The organism is Bacteroides difficilis (assembly GCF_048319815.1).
Taxonomy (GTDB): Bacteria; Bacteroidota; Bacteroidia; order Bacteroidales; family Bacteroidaceae; genus Bacteroides; species Bacteroides zhangwenhongii.
On the sequence record NZ_CP182814.1, the window covers coordinates 4337555 to 4356541 of the forward strand.

Here is an 18987-nt window from a genome sequence, read left to right on the forward strand (position 1 = left end):
GTAATATTTTACACATTAAAATTGCGAAATCAGTTCTCAATAAAAATTAAAAGACGAATGATTATTCAACATCGCGAACCAAATTTGGATTGCGTGTCCAACTCTCATCGATTTGCATACGAGTTCCACATATACCACAATCAAAATATACAACCCATGCGCTACCACCGCCATTGGTCGTACTAGACCAATTAAGAGCATATCCTCCACTGATGACATCATCAACATCGCCACCGGCAGCTTTAATACGATGCAATTCCGCATTCAGTTGGTTTCTATATTTATAAATTACAGCCAATTGTCCTAATGAAGGTATATACCACCCCTCTTTTAAAGCAGCAGCATTTGCCTTTATAATAGGATACTCATCTCCTTCATAACCACCATTTGCCTTTATCATAGCAGCTGTATTACTTTTACCATCGAAATCATTTAAGGCACCTTCGCTACCGAGCCATGAGCCATCAGATATATGTGGAAAATCTGTACTTGTTCCATCGAATATTACAACGTATGAATTACTTCCATCGGAAGTAGAAAAATACGGGATATCGACAAATGGGTCATTCGTAATACGCCATTTCACCGGATCGGAGTTGAATGTAGTACGCACTATCATTTTATGATTGCCCGGTAGATATTCTTTATCTGTAATCATTATTCCTGTAATATTTTTCACGTTATATTCTTGCTTTCCTCTATCATTGACGAATGTAAGATTTTCTGTCTCGGAAATAAATGTGTCGGAGGTAATACTTGTCACCTTACACTTATACAAAGCATTTTGCTTTAATGTCACAGCCCTCTTAGTGTCAAGCTTATAAGTCGTATCATCCATTTTCACTTTGATACTTATCTTCCCGGCATCTAATCCTGTTGGTTTTCCGTTCTCCAACTGATTGGGCACAAGCAGTATATATTTTTTCAATGCTTTTGTATTATCAGCCTCTACCTCATCAACCGTCGGCACATATTCATCATTATAAGTAACAACTATTTCCTGACCGGAATTAGTAGGGGTAACTATTCCCGTTGTTACATCCAACACACCTGTTGTGCCAATGCCCGAGCCACTAATAGAAATAGATTTCAATTTAGAATCAGCAACATTCGTATTGCGTGCAATATCAACTTCCAATACAGCCAAGGCATGATGAAAAGAGAGGGACACTCGCGAGTTTACGCTACTGACAACAATAGGAGCGGCATACAGATAGTCGGTCTGACTATCATCAACAACAATCGGCAGTTGTTTTATGTTAGTTATTGTTTCATTATATGGGTAATATGCAAAAAGATGTCCTTCACTATTGCTTATCATCAATTCTTCACTGATTGAAATCCATTCGTCTCCATTCCTCTGATAAGGCATATTATTATAGTCCTTATCATCATAGTAACCTCCGTCTTTCCCTTGTAGTGTCAGACCAAAATATCCTTCTAATCCTTCTTTGTTAAAATTCATCTCTTCTTCTCCACTGATAGAGGGAGCTTGCATAGTGAATGTCAAAGGAGAATCTTCACTTGCATAAAAGTTGTCCAGAGAAAGTTTCTCGTCGTTAGAACAAGCTACTAATAAAACTGTTGATAATAGAATATAAATTATATTTTTCATGTTGTTTCATTTTATTATTTTACAACAAAGTGATTACAAGCATTAACAAGCCAAATGTATTCAAACCCCAATTTTTTCTGATTGGTGATTTCTTTACGGATGGCAGTTTCAAGTTCTTCTCCGTCCAGACTGCCCAAATCGGTCGGGAACCACCATAAGGTTCCTTTAATTTGGGGTTGAACTTTCATTCCTGTCGGTATTGTTGAAGAGACTCTTTTCTGATACTCCAGATAGGCATTATAATTAGCTTGTCTAGTCACATTATCCATACCGGATCCATGCACTACTAACGGGCTGTTATCAGTAGAAGGATCCATATAAGGATAATACCCCCAGCTGACAATACCTGTAGTATATTGGGCAGCCAATTCTATTTTCTCCTGTAGCCAGTCGATCGGAGTGAAACGCCACACCTGAGTTCCATTTCTTTCCATCTCCAAAGCGTGTTCCCAGTCTCGAGCTAATATTTCAGCCGTCTCTATATTGCCCCAAAGTTCTTTGCCGGTTCTTCGACAAGCATTATAAAAAGCTTTATAAAAAGCTTCTCTTTCGGCAAGAGTAAAGAACGACAAATGTTCCGCACCTGAATCTTGTAGCATGATAATATCAATTCCGCTTGCTTTCAATGTATTATACCACCATGTTTCGGTTTCTTCCGGCGTTATAAACTTGAATCCCCGATGAGTGCCTTGATCTAGGATGAAAAAAGGAGAAATCGTCACTTTTGTTCCTGGAGCAACACTATGACAACTCTCTGCCACTCCTTTCCAAAGTTCTCTCCAAAACAACGACTTTGATTTTTGCATTTCAGTCAAAGGATTGATCTCGGTATTAATATACCATCCCCAAAATGATGCATGATGTCCATAGCAATTATGATATAACTTAATATAATTATCACATTTACTAATCAACTCTCTTGCAGCATATTTACCATAATAATTGCCACCAGATAAATTGACATCACAGATTACTTTCATGTCTAATTCGTCTGCAATGGAATATATCATTTCCAATTCACCTTTTTTCTGATCTACCTCTTTCACATCTGCTATATCATTGTCATCAGACGAACAAGAACTACAAGGTATCAAAGCCAAAAGTAACAATGTAATTAAAAATATGTTTTTTCTCATAATCTAATTAAATTATATTAGGATATTTGTTTTTACAAATAAATTTCAGGCATTAGTATCCTGGATTTTCCACCAAATTAGGATTAGCTCCGATTCTATTCTGGGTAATCGGGAAATAGTAATTAGATTCCGGGAACTGGGGCTGATTAGCTCCGTCAACATGATCTAAGAATTCAATCCAATATTTACGTGTTTCATAATCCAAAACATAACGTATACCTGTGTACCATTGCGTAAGAGCCTCTTCAGCATCACGCCATCTACGCAAATCCCAATATCTGTGGTTCTCAAAAGCCAATTCTACTTTCCTTTCATGTTTAATCTTGTCTAAATCAATAGAAGTAAGTTTACTAATGCCGGCTCTTTTACGGATTTGATTCACAAGTTCAAGAGCTTCTCCGTCTTTTCCTAACTCATAAGTAGCCTCAGCCATATTCAATAGAATTTCACCATAGCGGAAAATCATATAATCAGTACGTGATTCACATAGCCAAATCATATTGTTAGCAGAAGGATCTACATATTTCATAATGCCGAACCCGGTGTTTGTCACTCCGGAAAGAACATGATGCTGACTTTGATATCCTACAGCTTTTACGCCATTATAACTATCGTTAGCGTTATACGAAGTTGTGCCGTCAGGTTTTCTTAAGCCTATATGAAAATCTATTTTTCCATTTCCATATTCTTCGCCCGTACATTTTTCCCATTCATCTTCATTGGTATAGATAGACGCTTTAAACCGAGGATCCTTATTAGCCCATAATTCTTCCATCGTCCATAAACGATTTTTCACATAGTCTCTATCAAGTTTACCGGATGTACCATCAATATATTCAAATTCTTCTACCATTTCAAGGTATGGACCATTTTCATTTCCACAATTCCACACATTAGGATTTGGAGCTTGCATCATATCCCACGACCATGTGCAAAGTCCCCCACCACTATTAAATCCTGTTCCATAATGCTGTTTGACCATAATAGCCTCACAATTTTTCTTGGTCAGAAACAAATCCTTAAAATTCTGCACTTTATCGCTATTCTCATCATACAGTTTAAAGCCTCCCTTCGTTACTATCTCTTGACAAGCATTATAAGATTTCAGAAAATAGCCATCAGCTTCACTGGAAGAAATGCCTAACAATCCGTCCAATTGCACCTTGCCATATTTGGCAATACTTCCGGCATAGAGTGCCGCACGAGATTCAAGAGCCAAAGCAGCCCACTTGCTTGCACGTCCCCAGTCCGTCTGACCGACTAAATCCTCCTTGATATCTTCACACTCAGAAATGATAAAATCGTAAACTTCTTTTTCCGGTGTTCTTTTAGGATAAAGTACTTCATAAGGAGAATCCACATTAGGTACAACGGTCAGCATAGGAAATGCACCATATCGCTTAACCATTGAATAGAATATATAGGCACGTAAAAAACGGCATTCCGCCAATCTAAGCTGTATCAACTCTGCATCAAGAGGAGAATTAGGTAAATTAGCAATGGCATTATTCAGATTACGTAAAGTATAATATGCATTTTCCCAATATTCGGAACAACCGCCATTTGAAGGAATTCCTGAAATTTTATAAGCAGCCAAGTTATCCCATGAATCTGAGTTATATTTGGTTTCATCCGTAATATCCATTATCAACCGAGGGCCAAACGCCTGCGAACTGTTTCCGAAAAAATAATTCATATCAGCCGAGCGCGGATCTTGATTCATCGGACTTCCAGTCCAACTATTAAACAATGTAGTCGCATCGCCCACCATTACCGGAGTGTACATATATTGTGATGCTATAAAATTATCCAGAAGAGTGGCGTTAGACCAAACATCATCATCCGTATATATATTAAGCGGTCTTTTATCTAATACATCATAGCATGAAATGCATAATAATATAACCGCAATGCATGAAATGTTTATACATATCTTTTTCATATAATTTTTTTTAATATTAGAACTCTAAATTGACTCCAAAACTAAATGTCCTCTGCTGAGGATAATAGTAAACTGTAGAAACTCCATCAGCAACCTCAGGGTCGACTCCATATTTGCTTAATGTACTTAGTGTAAACAGGTTGGTACCAGCTAAATAGAATCTCAATTTTTGAATGCCAACCCTATTCATCCATCTCTTCGGAACTTCATATCCTATAGATGCATACTTCATACGCAGATAAGCTGTATTATGTAAACGATAATCAGAAAACAAACTATTGGTTGAAGCTCCACCATAGCGTGGCACTAAGGCATTAGAGTCGAAATTGTCTATGGTCCAACGATGTTCATACGTAAAATTAGTTGGAACACTTTGCAAATCTACATTAGTAGAATATCCCCAAGCGCCTTGTAACAAGAATGTCGCATCGAACCCTTTCCATTTGAATGTACCGTTGAGACCTGCTATCCAATCTGGTGTTGAGCCCTTACCTATTTCAGTCTGGTCTCTCCAATCCAACACATTGTCTCCGTTTAAGTCTTTATAAATCACATCGCCCGGACGTAATGAAGAATTATTACCAAGGTCAGAATAAACATACGGCAAATTGTCTATTTGTTCTTGAGATTGGAACAGACCGTCTGACACATATCCAAACTGACGATTAGTCCATCTTCCTGTTTTCCTATTCAATCTATCTTGATCTTCATCTTCATAATCGGGTTCATCGTATTTATCCCATTTTGAACGGGCCCAAGTAAAATTAGTGGTAATGTCCATTGAGAAATCTCCCGATTTCCAATAAGTTCCCAATAATAGCTCAAAACCACGAGTATTGATAGCATTTAAATTCACCGTAGGCAACGTGGCACCAAAACTCGAAGGAACAGAATTCACTCTTGTGCCAGGAATGCCGGAGCGAAGACGGTAAAATCCATCAACAGAGCCATACAACTTCCTATTCCAGAAACTGAAATCCACTCCTCCATTGTAAATCTTCATCTTTTCCCAAGTTAATGCCGGATTTGCTAATCCAGTAACATATAATCCTGAATAAGTTACATCTCCTAATCTATATTGACCATCAAATCCATAACCTGATAAATAAGGAAACTCATTCGCTACATTTAAACCTACTGCATCATCACCAGATTCACCGTAGCTTGCTCTCAGTTTTATGTTATCAATGAATGATAAACGATTCATAAATGATTCTTCTGACATTACCCATCCCAAGGATATACTAGGAAAATATCCCCATCGATGGTGTTTGGGAAATCTGGCAGATGCATCAGCACGAAAGATTGCTTCTAACAGATATCTATTCTTATAGGAATAATTTAAACGGCCAATCCAGCTGGCACGCCCCATTTCGCTTGCAGTTCCATCTGCTATTGAAGTGGTGTTGTCACCAGCGATTATCTGTTCAATGGCCGTATTTGTGTAATTGGAACGGCTTCCCATCAAATAATCACCTTTATAATCGGTACATTCAAATAATCCCATAATGGCAATTTTATGTTCTTGAACAAACGTGTTCTCATAATTAATAGAGTATTGTTGAATGAATTGTTTGTTATATGTGTAAGATTCGGTACACTTCGTCGGGTCACTACCTCTATTTAGGGTATATTGATCAGTGTCAATGTCATAACTGTAAAACAGATTCTGTCTTCTGAATTCTTTCATTTTATCAGAAATCTCCTGCATGCTGACAAATGCTTTTAGGCTAAGTCCGGGTATTTGTAAAACATCGTATTTGGCTGTCGCATTAATACGGTTTGTCCTATATCTGTTTTTTTGATAGCCATTTAGTTCCGTACTCCCGGCTGCTATAATGTTACCTTCTGCAATTCCTCCATAGGCAAGTTTCGATTTATCAGGTAGTTCTGCTGGATACTTTGCATCCGTACTATATAATCTTAACCAGAAATTTGCTCCTCCGTTCAATCCCATATATGAAAAGCACTTATCTTCATAAATGGAATTTGCATCCACTGACAACGAAAAGTTCTTAGTAATTTTAGCATCAACGTTTAACTGGAAATTATAACGTGAATAATCGCCACCATTATGACGAATGATAGTTTCCTGTTTGTTATATCCCAAATAGGTATAAAATTTAATATGTTCATTTCCACCGGAAATACTGATATTATGATTTTGCTGGGGAGCATATTTTCTCATTGCAAGACCAAACCAATCAGTATTGGGATAGTGCGGGTCTGTACCCTGAAAATATTTTTCTATCTGTTCTGGAGTATATGGAGCAGCTTCGTCAGGTTTTTCTTGATTTTGATAAAGTTCCAAGGCCAATTGTGCACTTTGACCAGCATTTTGCGGTTTGTTGATATGTGTTGAGCCTTGCAAAGTAAATGAAGAATTAACGGTAACGGTCGGTTTCTGATTAGTACCACGTTTGGTTGTAATAAGAATTACACCATTACCGGCTCTAGCTCCATAAATGGAGGCAGCTCCATCCTTCAATACCGAAATAGAGGCGATTTGATTAGCATCAATATTGTTCAATGAAGATTCGACTCCATCTACGATAATTAAAGGAATACCAAAACCACGAATATTTAATGACGAAGAATCACTGCCAGGAAGTCCTGCCTCTTGTTTGGCTATTACACCGGGAAGTTGTCCTCCCAACATATTGGTTACATTGGCAATAGGAGCAGTAGTTAATTTCTCATTTTTTACATTTGAAATAGAACCGGTTAACATTCCTTTCTTTTGTGTACCGTAACCAACAACAACAACCTCATCTAATAATTTTGTGTCTTCAGACATTGTGATATTAAAAAATTTTTTCTCTTTCACCGTTACGGATTGTTGTTGCATTCCTACGTAATCAATTTTTAAGACAGATGTAGTTGAAACCCCATTCAACGTAAAATTTCCATTGATATCAGTCGTCGTACCATTTGTACTACCTACTACTACGATTGTAGCTCCAATAAGAGGTTCTCCCTGAATATCTTTAACAACCCCTCGTATAGATATTTCTTGGGCACATATACACGAGCATATTATACACATCAATATCAATAAAATGCTCTTCAATAAATTAAATTTAAAGTTTCTTTGTTTCATATTTACAACTATAAAATATTATCACTATTTACATAAATTCCTTGGGATATATGCATTACATTAAGTCGATTAATTTTTTCTAATTCTAGTTGTTCTAGTATATTCCAGCATTGATACAGTCCTCTTGGTACATGGAAACACCCTTTCCATTTACCACCTTTCAAAGGTAGCAACACTTCACCTCTTCTATTCAAGTATCCATACCATTCCGGATATTCGGTGTCCTTAAAGTGTGCCCACGTATAATCGTGTACTTTTTCAAACCAATCCAGACACCGTTTATCTTCGGTTAGTTGATAACCTTTTAGCAGAGATATAAGTGTCTCGATATGCACCCACCAAAGTTTCTGGTCCCATTCCAATTGTTGGGGAGGAAAACCATTACGATCCATGAAATAATAGATACCGCCATACTCCTTATCCCAACCGTATTCAAGCATGGTAAGAGTCGTGTTTTTTGCTTTCTTTATCAGTTCCGGACGATGCAGACGTTTACCCAAGTCCATGATAAACCACATCGCTTCAATCGCGTGACCGGGAGTTATCTGGCGACCCTCAAAACAATCCACAAGATTACCGTTTATATCTACATTTTCGACAATGATTCCACCGAGTTCTGGACGATAAAAGACGTCCATAACTTCATGGATGCAAGTGTCCATAGCTCGTTCCAGGTAGTCTTTACCTAAAATATGCTCTATTTCCATAGCGAGATTACAGAGAATCATCGGCAGAGCAAAATTCTTTAGGTTACGTGTACCGGGATGAAGCTTGTTCCATTTTCCTTTAGGGTTATCAACTTTGGACAAGATAATATCGAATGTCTTTCTGGCAATATCGGCATACTCCTGATTACCGGTTGCCAAACTCAATTGTCCGAAAGCCATTGTCGCAAAAGTATAGGAGAATATGTTATACGGTTCTACCAACGGTCTACCCGAACGGTCGAGGGAAAAGTACCAGTTGTAATTTCCGTCATGTCCGTATTTCTTTAAGAATTCGCCACCTTGAACGGCACAGTCCAGCCATTCCTGGCGTTTCTCCACCTTATTGTAAAGCATGGAGAACATCCATACCTCACGCCCTTGCAACCAAATAAACTTGTCTGTATCGAATACTTTGCCTTCACGATCCAGACAGGTGAAATAGCCGCCAAACTCTTTGTCTTGAGAATATTGGAGCCAGAAAGGAAGAACATTGTTCAACAATTCATCCTTGTATTGATTTGCTAATTTTTTAAAATCCATAATATAATTTATTATCAGGACTGTATCGACAGCTATTCAGATGATAAACGTTTATTGAATGGCCATACAAAAAACATCTTCTACCATTTCTACAATCCACTTGTTAGTACATTAAAATAATTAAGATCTGTTTTATATTTATTTCGAACGGTTCCAGTATCTTTCAATTTCCTCCAGTGACTTCCCAGTCGTCTCCGGGACTAGTTTCCATACGATGAGCATATACGGTACACACATGATGGAGAACAGAAAGAATGTTCCGGCGGGGGTAAGGTTCTGGAGCATCCAGGGGGTTAACTGTCCGATCAGGTACGTTCCGATCCAGAGAGCGAATCCTGCTATTGACATGGCCAGTCCGCGAACTTTGGTGGGATACATCTCCGAGAGAAGCACGAACACTACAGCGCAGATAGACACGGCACAACAGAATACATAGAACAGGAAGAAAATAAGCAGGAAGAGGCTTGAGACATTCAGTGTTTCTCCGAAAAGGAAGTACAGGCCGATAAGAATCAGAGAAACAATCATTCCCGAAACTCCGTAATACACCAGCTTCTTACGACCAACTTTATCAATGATGACAAGAGCCAAAATGGTGGTCAAAGTATTAACAAGTCCTACCAGAACTTGGTAAAAAAGAGAATCACCTCCTGAAAGTCCTGCATTCTCAAAAATAGAAGGACCATAATAAAGCACCGCATTGACTCCCATAAATTGACCCAAAATAGCAATGCATACACCTATAATTACTGCCTTCAAAATGCCGGGTTTCATCAATAACGACCATTCTGAGCTTGTTTCAGCAGTCAAAACTGATTGAGTTTCTTTCAATTGGCTCGTTGCTTCTGTAATCGAATTATAGATTCTCTCCAGAATATTTACAGCCTTCCTCTCCTGCCCTCGTACAATTAACCAACGAGGACTCTCCGGTATGAAGAATATGATTATAAAGAATAATATCGCAGGTAACGTTTCCATGCCTAACATACCTCTCCATACCTCAGTTATAAATATCTTATTTAATAGAGGAGCACCCAATAAAGTACCACTTTCCGACCAAGCCAACAACTGATAATTAACCAGATAAGCTCCTAAGAAGCCAACGGTCACAGCCAGTTGATATAAAGAGACTAAACGCCCTCTATACTGTGCTACTGAAACTTCCGAAATATAAAGAGGAGACACTATGGAAACAACGCCTATCCCGACACCTCCAATTATACGATACACCACTAATTGCGTAAAATCCGTACAGAGAGCACATCCTAAAGCCGATGCGGAGAAGAGAATAGCAGAAATAACCATAGTCAATTTTCTCCCTAATTTATCACTCAAAATGCCGGCAAAAAGGACTCCAATGATTGAACCGACCAACGCACACCCTACATACCATCCCTGCTGCAATGCATCCAGTTGAAAAAGCTGAGTAACCTGAGCAATTGTACCGGATATAACTGCCGTATCATATCCGAACAAAAAACCGCCCAAAGCAGCCACAACAGAAAGGAATATAAGATAGCCAAAATTAATTGTAGATTGCATAATATTACTTTATTTCAAAATATTCTTTATATCTGTTATACAAATTTCCTGCTTGCAAGTAAGCAGATTGTGGACTCATAAAATGAGAAAATTCAAAGGTTATAGCCTTATCATATCCGGCACGCTTGGCAGCTTCCAATTTCATCCGAAGTTTATCAAACTTAATGGGTAGAAAACGAATAGGCATATCACGATCAAAAGATTCGGCATTTGTCCAGCATTGCATCCCATACTTATCCGCTAATTTTTTATTGACAGAAAAGAAAGCATCCAATTCATCATAATCAATATGTCCATCTTGAAAAGCACATGCATCTACCACCTCATGAATACCATCAAAAATTTCATTCCATTCTTTTTCGTGTTGTTGTACAGAAACTGCATCTTCTTTTGTCAGTTTACCTGTTCCCATAATCGCCTTCTTACCATCAATCCAAGGAGAAATAAAAGTAGGAAGTCCGGCTGAAACATCTTTACATTGCTTTCCCATTGTATAAAATGAATCGATTGCACCTTTGGTTGCCCGGCTAATTTCTCCGCTAATGTACCAGCCTCCAAAACTTTTATACTTCTCTCCATACATTTTCCAGACTTCGTCTATCACATATTTATTATCCTCAATCTCCCAACTTAAATCACCTGTATCCCAATATCGTCCTGAATCATATAAACCAAAATAAAACTTCATATTATATTTAGCAGCAAGACGCAAATACATATCTACCAAATCAACTGACGGCATATAGCATCCTTTCTTTAATAAATAAGGCGAAGGATAAGTTATAAATTTTCGATAACCGGAACGAATCATTACCACCGTATCTATTCCAATCTTTTTCATGTGTTGGAAATCCATATCCCATTCTTTTTCTCCCCAATTCTGATGAGGAATGTCATGGGAGATTTCATCCAGAAAGGTTCCTGTTATTTTCAGACCATTATTTTTAGGAACAATTAAATTACTCTCCAAACCATTCTTCTCATTTTTAAGAATAGATATTTCACTCTCCTCTTCACCGGTAGCAAATAAAGAAGGAGCCACCAAAGCTGACGCTCCGGCCAAGACCGCCTTTTTTAGAAAATCTCTACGATTATTTGTTTCCATAGCTTTAATTTTTTGGTTTTTCTACATTGTATATATGTTAACCTATTGAAGTCACAATGTGTTTTAATTAATATCACGCCACAAATATAGGTATATTTATTAAATAAACAATAGATAATAAAATATTTTATTAATAAAGTTGCATTTAAATATATAATTCACAAACATAAGTTCAAAAACAATCAGAATAAAAGATAATAGAGACTCTATGCACTTGATATACAAAAGTAAATAATGAATCGTGAACACCATACCTTATTATAGGTATAAAGCAATAAAGAGAACATCACCCACTTGATTCTAATTTTTTCCACACAAAACACCACATTTAATAAAAAAATTAATTATCTTTGTAGATATTACCAAATAACCAAACATATGAACCAACAATTCTTGAAAGAAATAGAAAAGGGCTCTAAAAGCGCTCTCGTCAAAAAGAGAATTATTACACATTATATATATAATGGCAGTTCTACAATTCCCGATCTTTCAAAAGAGCTGGATTTGAGTGTACCAACCGTCACCAAATTTATTGGCGAGATGTGTGATGACGGATATATTAATGATTATGGAAAATTGGAGACCAGTGGCGGACGCCATCCGAACCTTTATGGACTTAATCCCGAATCCGGTTACTTTTTAGGTGTAGATATCAAAAGATTTGCAGTCAATATCGGCCTGATAAATTTTAAAGGCGATATGGTAGAACTGAAAATGAACATACCTTATAATTTTGAGAATTCAATTGAGGGAATGAATGAGTTATGCAAGCTGATTCTCAATTTTATAAAAAAGCTCACCATCAACAAAGAGAAAATCTTAAATATTAATGTAAATGTATCGGGACGTGTGAATCCTGAATCTGGATACAGTTTCAGTCAGTTCAATTTCGAAGAAAGACCATTGGCAGATGTGTTGTCTGAGAAACTGGGCTACAAAGTTACTGTCGATAACGATACACGGGCTATGACTTATGGAGAATATATGCAAGGCTGCGTAAAAGGAGAAAAAGATATTATCTTTGTAAACGTAAGTTGGGGATTGGGAATCGGAATTATCATAGATGGCAAGATTTATACAGGTAAATCAGGATTTTCCGGTGAATTCGGTCACATGAGCACTTATGATAATGAAATTATCTGCCACTGCGGCAAAAAAGGGTGCTTAGAAACCGAAGCTTCCGGTTCTGCCCTTCACCGTATCCTTTTAGAACGCATCCGGAACGGGGAAAGCTCTATATTATCAACTAGAATCGCTGCCGAAGAAGATCCCATAACCCTTGATGAGATAATTGCGGCAGTAAACAAAGAAGATCTACTCTGTATCGAAATTGTAGAAGAGATCGGACAGAAGCTAGGAAAACAAATTGCAGGACTGATCAATATTTTTAATCCGGAATTGGTTATTATAGGTGGTACTTTATCGTTGACTAGTGATTATATAACCCAACCTATAAAGACTGCGGTACGTAAATACTCTCTGAATCTGGTCAACAAGGATTCAGAGAGTATCACATCCAAGTTGAAAGATAAGGCTGGTATTGTTGGTGCATGTATGCTGGCACGTAGCAGAATGTTTGAAAGCTAATTAAATTGAAGAACCTGTAAATAAAAAAGGAAGTCTAAATAACTAAATACAAGATAGTTAATAGACTTCCTTTTGAGAGCCGCTAGCAGGGATATTCAGTAAATGTTCCTCTTTCTCATAAATCAAGGGTGATTCACTCACCCCTTACACTTAAAAGTATCTGTGCTGATACAAATTAACTACTTATCTTTAACTTTGAAAGTTATTAAATCAAATAGTGCAATTCCTAAATCATATATTACTTCAAGATAATATATAAATGCAGCGATTACAAAAGAGTCAGAAACAATATTTATCACTGATTCTTCAATGATATTTTTATTCTTAAGAAAGGCGCATAAAGTTTGAATTACGAACAAGCATACCAAAACAACTATTTGCATAATTAATCCATGCTTCAATTCATTAAAAGTTGCCGTAGAATGAATATCCATCTTTTCTTTTATCCTGTTTATTTCTGAAATAATAAGGGTACTTGTAGGTATGTTAATTGCTAGAATTGTGGTAAGTAATGATATAATATTTGAAGAGAATCCTTTTATAAACTCTCTATGTAAGCATCCGATAAAGTACCCGTTTTCTTTGTTATATTTTCATTGCACCTTTGCCTTTGCAATATTGCATGAACTTCTAACATATTTTCATTATGACACAAGAACAATTTAGCTCTTTACAGGAACTGCATCGTTTAAGCGGTCTGAGTCTTGTGAAATTTCTGCAACGTGAACATGTCAGTTACTCCACGTACAATTATTGGAAACGTAAATCTTCCAGTGTTCCCGATCACGAAACATCTGCTCCCCAATCAGTCTTAGCTCCCATCAGCCTCAAGTCCCCCTGTATTGCTTCCTCCTCTTCCGTTTCCGGAATGACCCTGTTGTTTCCTAATGGCGTCCGCGCCCATTTGGGTGCCGGTATGGAAGAGGCCGCTTCCCGTTTGATTAACCAATACACCTGTTGCCATGTTCTGTCTGAATGATACGATGCGGTATTTTCTCTGCCCCGGCAGGACTGATATGCGCAAGGGTATCAGTTCCCTCTGCGGTGTGGTACACGAGCGTATGGGCTGCAGTGTCAGGAACGGTGATGTATTCATCTTCATAGGCAGCAGCCGTAAGTTGATGAAGCTTCTCCATGCCGAGGATGGCGGTCTGGTGATGTATGTCAAACGCCTTGAAGCCGGTCATTTCAAGGTTCCCGAATATGATGAGAAGTCGCGCAGCTATCCGATGGAATGGCGCGATCTTGTCATTATGGTGGAAGGAATCCGGGAATCTCCCGGGCAGCGTTTGAGACGTCTGAGGGCGGAACGAAATGTATATACCGTATAAAAATAGATGTCGTATTCCTTGTCTGTCCGGGATATATTTTGTACATTTATAGTGTAATTAAAAGAAACGGATTATGACTCAGGAAGAGATGCTTTCACAGATGAACTCAATGCTGCAGTCCCTGCAGCAGGTGAACGCATCCCAGGCTGAGACCATCATCAGGCTTACCCGGCAGAATGAATCCTTACAGAATCGTCTCAATGAGCTGACGGCTCAAGTCGCATGGCTGAACCGCCAGCTTTTCGGTCACAAGTCAGAGAAACTCCCGTCTCTTGATTCCAGCCAGCCTGACCTGTTCGGTGACTTTCTTCCTGATAATGCGGCTGAACTGGAAAAAGCGCGTGAAGCAGCGGTGCAGACCATCACAAAAGAAACGGTGGAGAGCAAGAAACGGGAACGGAATAACCGCAGGATAATGGAAGGTCTTCCCGTACTTGAAAGGGTAATCATCGAGCCGGAAGACATTGACCTGGAACTGTACAGGAAGATTGGTGAGGAAGTGACCCGTGTGGTGGAACATAAGCCCGGACAACTGTATATAAAGGAGATTGTACGCCCCAAGTATGCCCTTAAAGACAACACTTCACTTCCACCCCTCGGCAGAAAAGGAGTGGAGATAGCAGCCATGCCGCTGTTGCCTATATACAAAGGGATAGCGGGGCCTACACTTTTGGCGGAGATACTCCTGCAGAAATATGAGTATCATCTTCCCTTCTACCGCCAGGTGAAACAGTTGCATCACCTGGGCTTCAAGGCCAGTGAAAGTACCATAGACGGATGGTTCAAGCCTGCGGTTGAACTTCTCAAGCCACTTTACGAGGTACTCAGGCAGGAAATCATGAAATCCGACTACATACAGGGGGATGAAACGACCGTACCTGTACTGGACAAGGCAGGACATCAGACCAACAAGGAATACTTGTGGATGGTCAGGGCAGTAGTCGAACGACTGGTGCTTTTCCATTATGACAAAGGATCACGGTCAGGTACGGTGATAGGGCAACTGGCTAAAGACTTCAAGGGTTATTTCCAATGTGACGGCTTTGAGGGTTACGAATCTGCTTTCAAGGCCAACCCGAACGTGCGCCTTGTTAACTGCATGGCTCATATACGCAGGTATTTTGAGCAGGCACTTGCTGAAAACAGACAGATGGCGGAACATGCCTTAAAAGAAATACAGCTTCTATATCGCATAGAACATGACTGTGACCAGATGCAGCTTACAGAAAATGAACGAATGGGAAAACGTCAGGAACTTGCCGGCCCCATTATGGATGCCTTGAAGCTATGGATGGAAACAGAAGGGATAAAATACAGCCCAAACAGCCTGACCGGGAAGGCGATAACCTACGCCTATACCCGCTGGGAGAACATGATGAGGTATCTGCAGGACGGACGTATCCATATTGATAACAATCTGGCTGAAAATGCCATCCGACCAATCACACTGGGTAGAAAGAACTACCTGTTCTGTGGAGACCATCAGGCGGCCGTCAGCATGAGTGTCGTCTGTTCGTTGCTGGCAACGTGCAAAGCGCATAAAGTAAATCCGCGCACGTATCTGAATGACGTTATAGCAAGAATGCCATATATGCAGAAGGCAAATTATGAGGAACTGCTACAAATGTTGCCACACAAATGGAAAGAAAGGAATAAAGAATGATGGAGATACAACCATAGATGGCTGCTTAACTTGAAAGGAGATACAGCCTTTTTTTATAGTGTACTTTATCGGATGCTTACCTCTCTATCACCATTATTTGCCAAATAACTCAATAATGATGCGATTGCTAAGTATGCTATTATTTTTATAGCTCTATTCATCAAACTATACTCTTTAAAATGTCTTTTATATCATTTGGATTTCCTATTATTTGTAGTTCATCCAATTCTATTTCCTTAGTAGTATGACCTGTTCTTATTTTCCTCCTAAATCCTTTGAGTCCAATAGCAACTTCTGATCCACAATCAGCTGCACCATTATTCAACTCTTGAATATCCTTATCGTTTTCATCGATATATAGAGTTTTATCTTTTTCAGCTTCAAATTCAAGCGTAGTTGTAGAACTCCTTGTTCGTGCACTTGCATTTTTCAGCATTTCAGGAATCAACGACCTTACTCTAGGTAAATTAGGATAATCAAATTTAAACTTAATACTTGTGATTTGATCTGAATTCGCATTTACAATATCCCAAAACTCACTTCTACTATACTCCCTTCTAATAGAGATTTGCAGAAAAGCATCCTGTAATACTTGTCGCACAGAATTTGCAATAATACTAGCAACAACATTAGTGTCTGAAAAAGCTAATAAATCTTGCTGAATAGCCATTCGTTGTACTTCTCTATCATTATGTATAATTACATAAGCACTTGGCTCATTCAATTCTTCACTCACTTGAAAAGACTTTTCTATGATAATTTTTCTTGGATTAGATATCTGAAAAATAAAAAAATCATTTGTCTTAACTATGAAGTGAACGTTATGCTTTTTATTTCTGTATGCAAAGATAACATCTTTCAAAGCTTCAGCAAATATAATATTCTTTTTCTCCATTGCTTTTTTAGCCTCCAAGTCAGGATCGCAAAATAAGGTACGTTCTTGATATATTGGTTTAAATTGGTATGTGTAAATATTGAAAATCATAGTACTTGATTTATATCATTATTTAATCACGTTTCTTGAAATGTTTATACAATCACAAATAAACACACAATTATGAAGAAAATCAAGTTTTTACTATTTTTTTCTTTGATTCAAGCAACATTTTCTCAAAATACACCCAAATAGAACATGCGCACGTCAATCTAACGACGTGCGCATGTTGTTTAATTCCTACTGTTAAAAAGCTTATGTAAAATATCCATATCTTTGAAGTTTCCTTCAAGTAAGCATGATATATCCTTTCTTATGGAAATTAATTCAGCCTTATTATCTTTAACCTTAATCTTTTCTATAATTAACTGGATGTTCTAAAGATAATAAAGAAGCAGTGATAGAAGGTATTTTTATTGGAGAAGTTAAAGCAATTGAAGACTGCACTAATCAGTTCAAATTCTCATAACATAATAAAAGTAATTAAAGCCGGATTTCTCCGGCTTTTACTTTACCTACCATAGTTCTACAAAGTCACCACGATGGTCGAATTGGAGAAAATTATGGCTGAAATCAAAGAAAAGTAGGGAAATAGTTGATTAGTTAAATATTGTTCCTACATTTGTGTATTGTTTAATATTTAAAACACACGATTATGGAAAATTTTCTGTCCTCACTAGGGTTTGATGTAATCACAACAATAGTATCTGCATTTATTATATTTTTATGTCGTAATTTTATTATGATTACCCTAAGTTATATTATCAATTTGTTTTCTACCGATGATGTTAATATAAATGGAGTATGGTATGGACGACCTATTGGAGATGATTACGAGGACCCTAATTACGAGGAGAAGATAATAATTCATCGAGTAGGTAAGAATGTTATTGGAACAGTAGAAACGATAAATGGCATTTTTAAAAATAGAAAGTATTACTTTAAAGGCAAATTTTGCAATTTAACTTTTGTAGTCTGGTATAAATCAAAAGATAATAAAAACATGGAGATGGGAAACTACTCTCTTTGCTTCTTAAATTGTGGTAGTGAAATGGAGGGATATGTTACATATTATCGGGATGATAAAAAGGAGATGAAAGCGGCAAAATATATATTGAAGCGCAAAGATTAGATTCTAATATTTAGTGAATATTTCATTTAACATAATGTAATTTAACGCAGTAGTGGGAGCTATCCGTATAGGAGACAATACTCATGTAGTGAATAGTAAGGAGGATATTAAGAAACTGGCTGAGAATTTATAAACTAATAAAAATAGGAGGTGATATTATGATTAATGCACGTGAATTGCAAATCGGAAACCACATTGTGTCAAACGGTATTAATTATACCGTATTAGGAATAATACAAAACGTAGGAATGCCTACAGTAATTAATGTTTGTGATGAACATAATCGCATTTTAGATTTAAATGAAGAAGAGTGTGAACCCAAATCAATAACACCCAGTATTCTGACTGAATTTGGTTTTGTTCCACTCAACTCTTATCCAGATATCTTAAAACTTAAAATTACTGACTTGATGAGTTTGTATGCTATAAAAATAGAGGAAGAAGAAAATATTCATATTGTAATTTCAGCTCCCGTACAATATGGAGATGATATTGTATTTCAAGCCGCAAAGGAAAATACATGCATCAACTCCTTACATAAATTAGAAAATTTATACAATCTTTTAAGATAAAAGCAGAACAGTCGGACTAACCATCCGGCTTTTCCTTTTAATCACCAAACGCCCCATACAGTCGCCAAACAGAGTATAGGG

The 18987-nt window shown here is 37.6% G+C and carries 15 protein-coding genes; 6 read left to right on the forward strand and 9 right to left on the reverse strand.

Annotation, left to right across the window (positions count from 1 at the left end; genetic code table 11):
* Positions 1-61: 61 nt before the first annotated feature.
* From ACNOGP_RS17085 to ACNOGP_RS17115, 7 genes are all read right to left on the reverse strand, one after another.
* Complete coding sequence (locus tag ACNOGP_RS17085) at positions 62-1615, reverse strand: fimbrillin family protein (RefSeq protein ID WP_418213299.1); 1554 nt, start codon at positions 1613-1615, stop codon at positions 62-64.
* A 14-nt stretch (positions 1616-1629) separates the two neighbouring features.
* Positions 1630-2751: a DUF4434 domain-containing protein gene (locus ACNOGP_RS17090; RefSeq protein WP_418213300.1), complete on the reverse strand. Its 1122-nt coding sequence runs from the start codon at positions 2749-2751 to the stop codon at positions 1630-1632.
* Positions 2752-2803: 52 nt separating this feature from the next.
* Entirely contained in the window at positions 2804-4693 is a 1890-nt protein-coding gene (locus ACNOGP_RS17095) for a RagB/SusD family nutrient uptake outer membrane protein (RefSeq protein ID WP_418213301.1), read from the reverse strand.
* A 16-nt stretch (positions 4694-4709) separates the two neighbouring features.
* On the reverse strand, positions 4710-7793 hold the full coding sequence (locus tag ACNOGP_RS17100) for a SusC/RagA family TonB-linked outer membrane protein (RefSeq protein ID WP_270541925.1): 3084 nt from the start codon (positions 7791-7793) through the stop codon (positions 4710-4712).
* Positions 7794-7801: 8 nt separating this feature from the next.
* A complete protein-coding gene (locus tag ACNOGP_RS17105; protein WP_418213302.1) occupies positions 7802-9040 on the reverse strand; it encodes an AGE family epimerase/isomerase in 1239 nt (412 codons plus the stop codon).
* Between the two features lie 138 nt (positions 9041-9178).
* Entirely contained in the window at positions 9179-10582 is a 1404-nt protein-coding gene (locus ACNOGP_RS17110; RefSeq protein ID WP_418213303.1) for a sugar porter family MFS transporter, read from the reverse strand.
* Positions 10583-10586: 4 nt separating this feature from the next.
* On the reverse strand, positions 10587-11687 hold the full coding sequence (locus ACNOGP_RS17115; RefSeq protein ID WP_418213304.1) for a DUF4434 domain-containing protein: 1101 nt from the start codon (positions 11685-11687) through the stop codon (positions 10587-10589).
* A gap of 378 nt (positions 11688-12065) precedes the next feature.
* On the opposite strand from ACNOGP_RS17115, the gene ACNOGP_RS17120 reads away from it, so the two are divergent.
* Positions 12066-13274, forward strand: coding sequence for an ROK family transcriptional regulator (locus ACNOGP_RS17120; protein WP_418213305.1), 1209 nt, complete (start codon positions 12066-12068; stop codon positions 13272-13274).
* A gap of 179 nt (positions 13275-13453) precedes the next feature.
* On the opposite strand, the gene ACNOGP_RS17125 is transcribed toward ACNOGP_RS17120, so the two are convergent.
* Positions 13454-13708 carry a hypothetical protein gene (locus ACNOGP_RS17125; RefSeq protein WP_418213306.1) on the reverse strand — a complete coding sequence of 85 codons (255 nt, stop codon included), beginning with the start codon at positions 13706-13708 and terminating at the stop codon, positions 13454-13456.
* A gap of 212 nt (positions 13709-13920) precedes the next feature.
* Between ACNOGP_RS17125 and tnpA the strand changes: the two genes are divergently transcribed.
* From tnpA to tnpC, 3 genes are all read left to right on the forward strand, one after another.
* Positions 13921-14253, forward strand: coding sequence for an IS66 family insertion sequence element accessory protein TnpA (gene tnpA, locus ACNOGP_RS17130; protein ID WP_060451331.1), 333 nt, complete (start codon positions 13921-13923; stop codon positions 14251-14253).
* The gene (gene tnpB, locus ACNOGP_RS17135) at positions 14237-14605 is read left to right on the forward strand and encodes an IS66 family insertion sequence element accessory protein TnpB (RefSeq protein WP_060451332.1); all 369 of its coding nucleotides are present in this window, start codon (positions 14237-14239) and stop codon (positions 14603-14605) included. The genes tnpA and tnpB overlap by 17 nt, the downstream gene beginning before the upstream one ends.
* A gap of 73 nt (positions 14606-14678) precedes the next feature.
* Positions 14679-16268, forward strand: coding sequence for an IS66 family transposase (tnpC, locus tag ACNOGP_RS17140; RefSeq protein WP_060451333.1), 1590 nt, complete (start codon positions 14679-14681; stop codon positions 16266-16268).
* A gap of 160 nt (positions 16269-16428) precedes the next feature.
* Here the strand turns inward: tnpC and ACNOGP_RS17145 are convergent, their stop codons facing one another.
* Positions 16429-17253 (reverse strand): hypothetical protein, encoded by an 825-nt coding sequence (locus ACNOGP_RS17145; protein WP_217731662.1) that lies wholly within the window; start codon positions 17251-17253, stop codon positions 16429-16431.
* A gap of 604 nt (positions 17254-17857) precedes the next feature.
* Between ACNOGP_RS17145 and ACNOGP_RS17150 the strand changes: the two genes are divergently transcribed.
* Both ACNOGP_RS17150 and ACNOGP_RS17155 read left to right on the forward strand, forming a co-directional pair.
* Positions 17858-18334 (forward strand): hypothetical protein, encoded by a 477-nt coding sequence (locus ACNOGP_RS17150; protein WP_055167978.1) that lies wholly within the window; start codon positions 17858-17860, stop codon positions 18332-18334.
* Between the two features lie 158 nt (positions 18335-18492).
* Positions 18493-18906, forward strand: coding sequence for a hypothetical protein (locus ACNOGP_RS17155; RefSeq protein WP_055167980.1), 414 nt, complete (start codon positions 18493-18495; stop codon positions 18904-18906).
* Positions 18907-18987 lie beyond the last annotated feature (81 nt).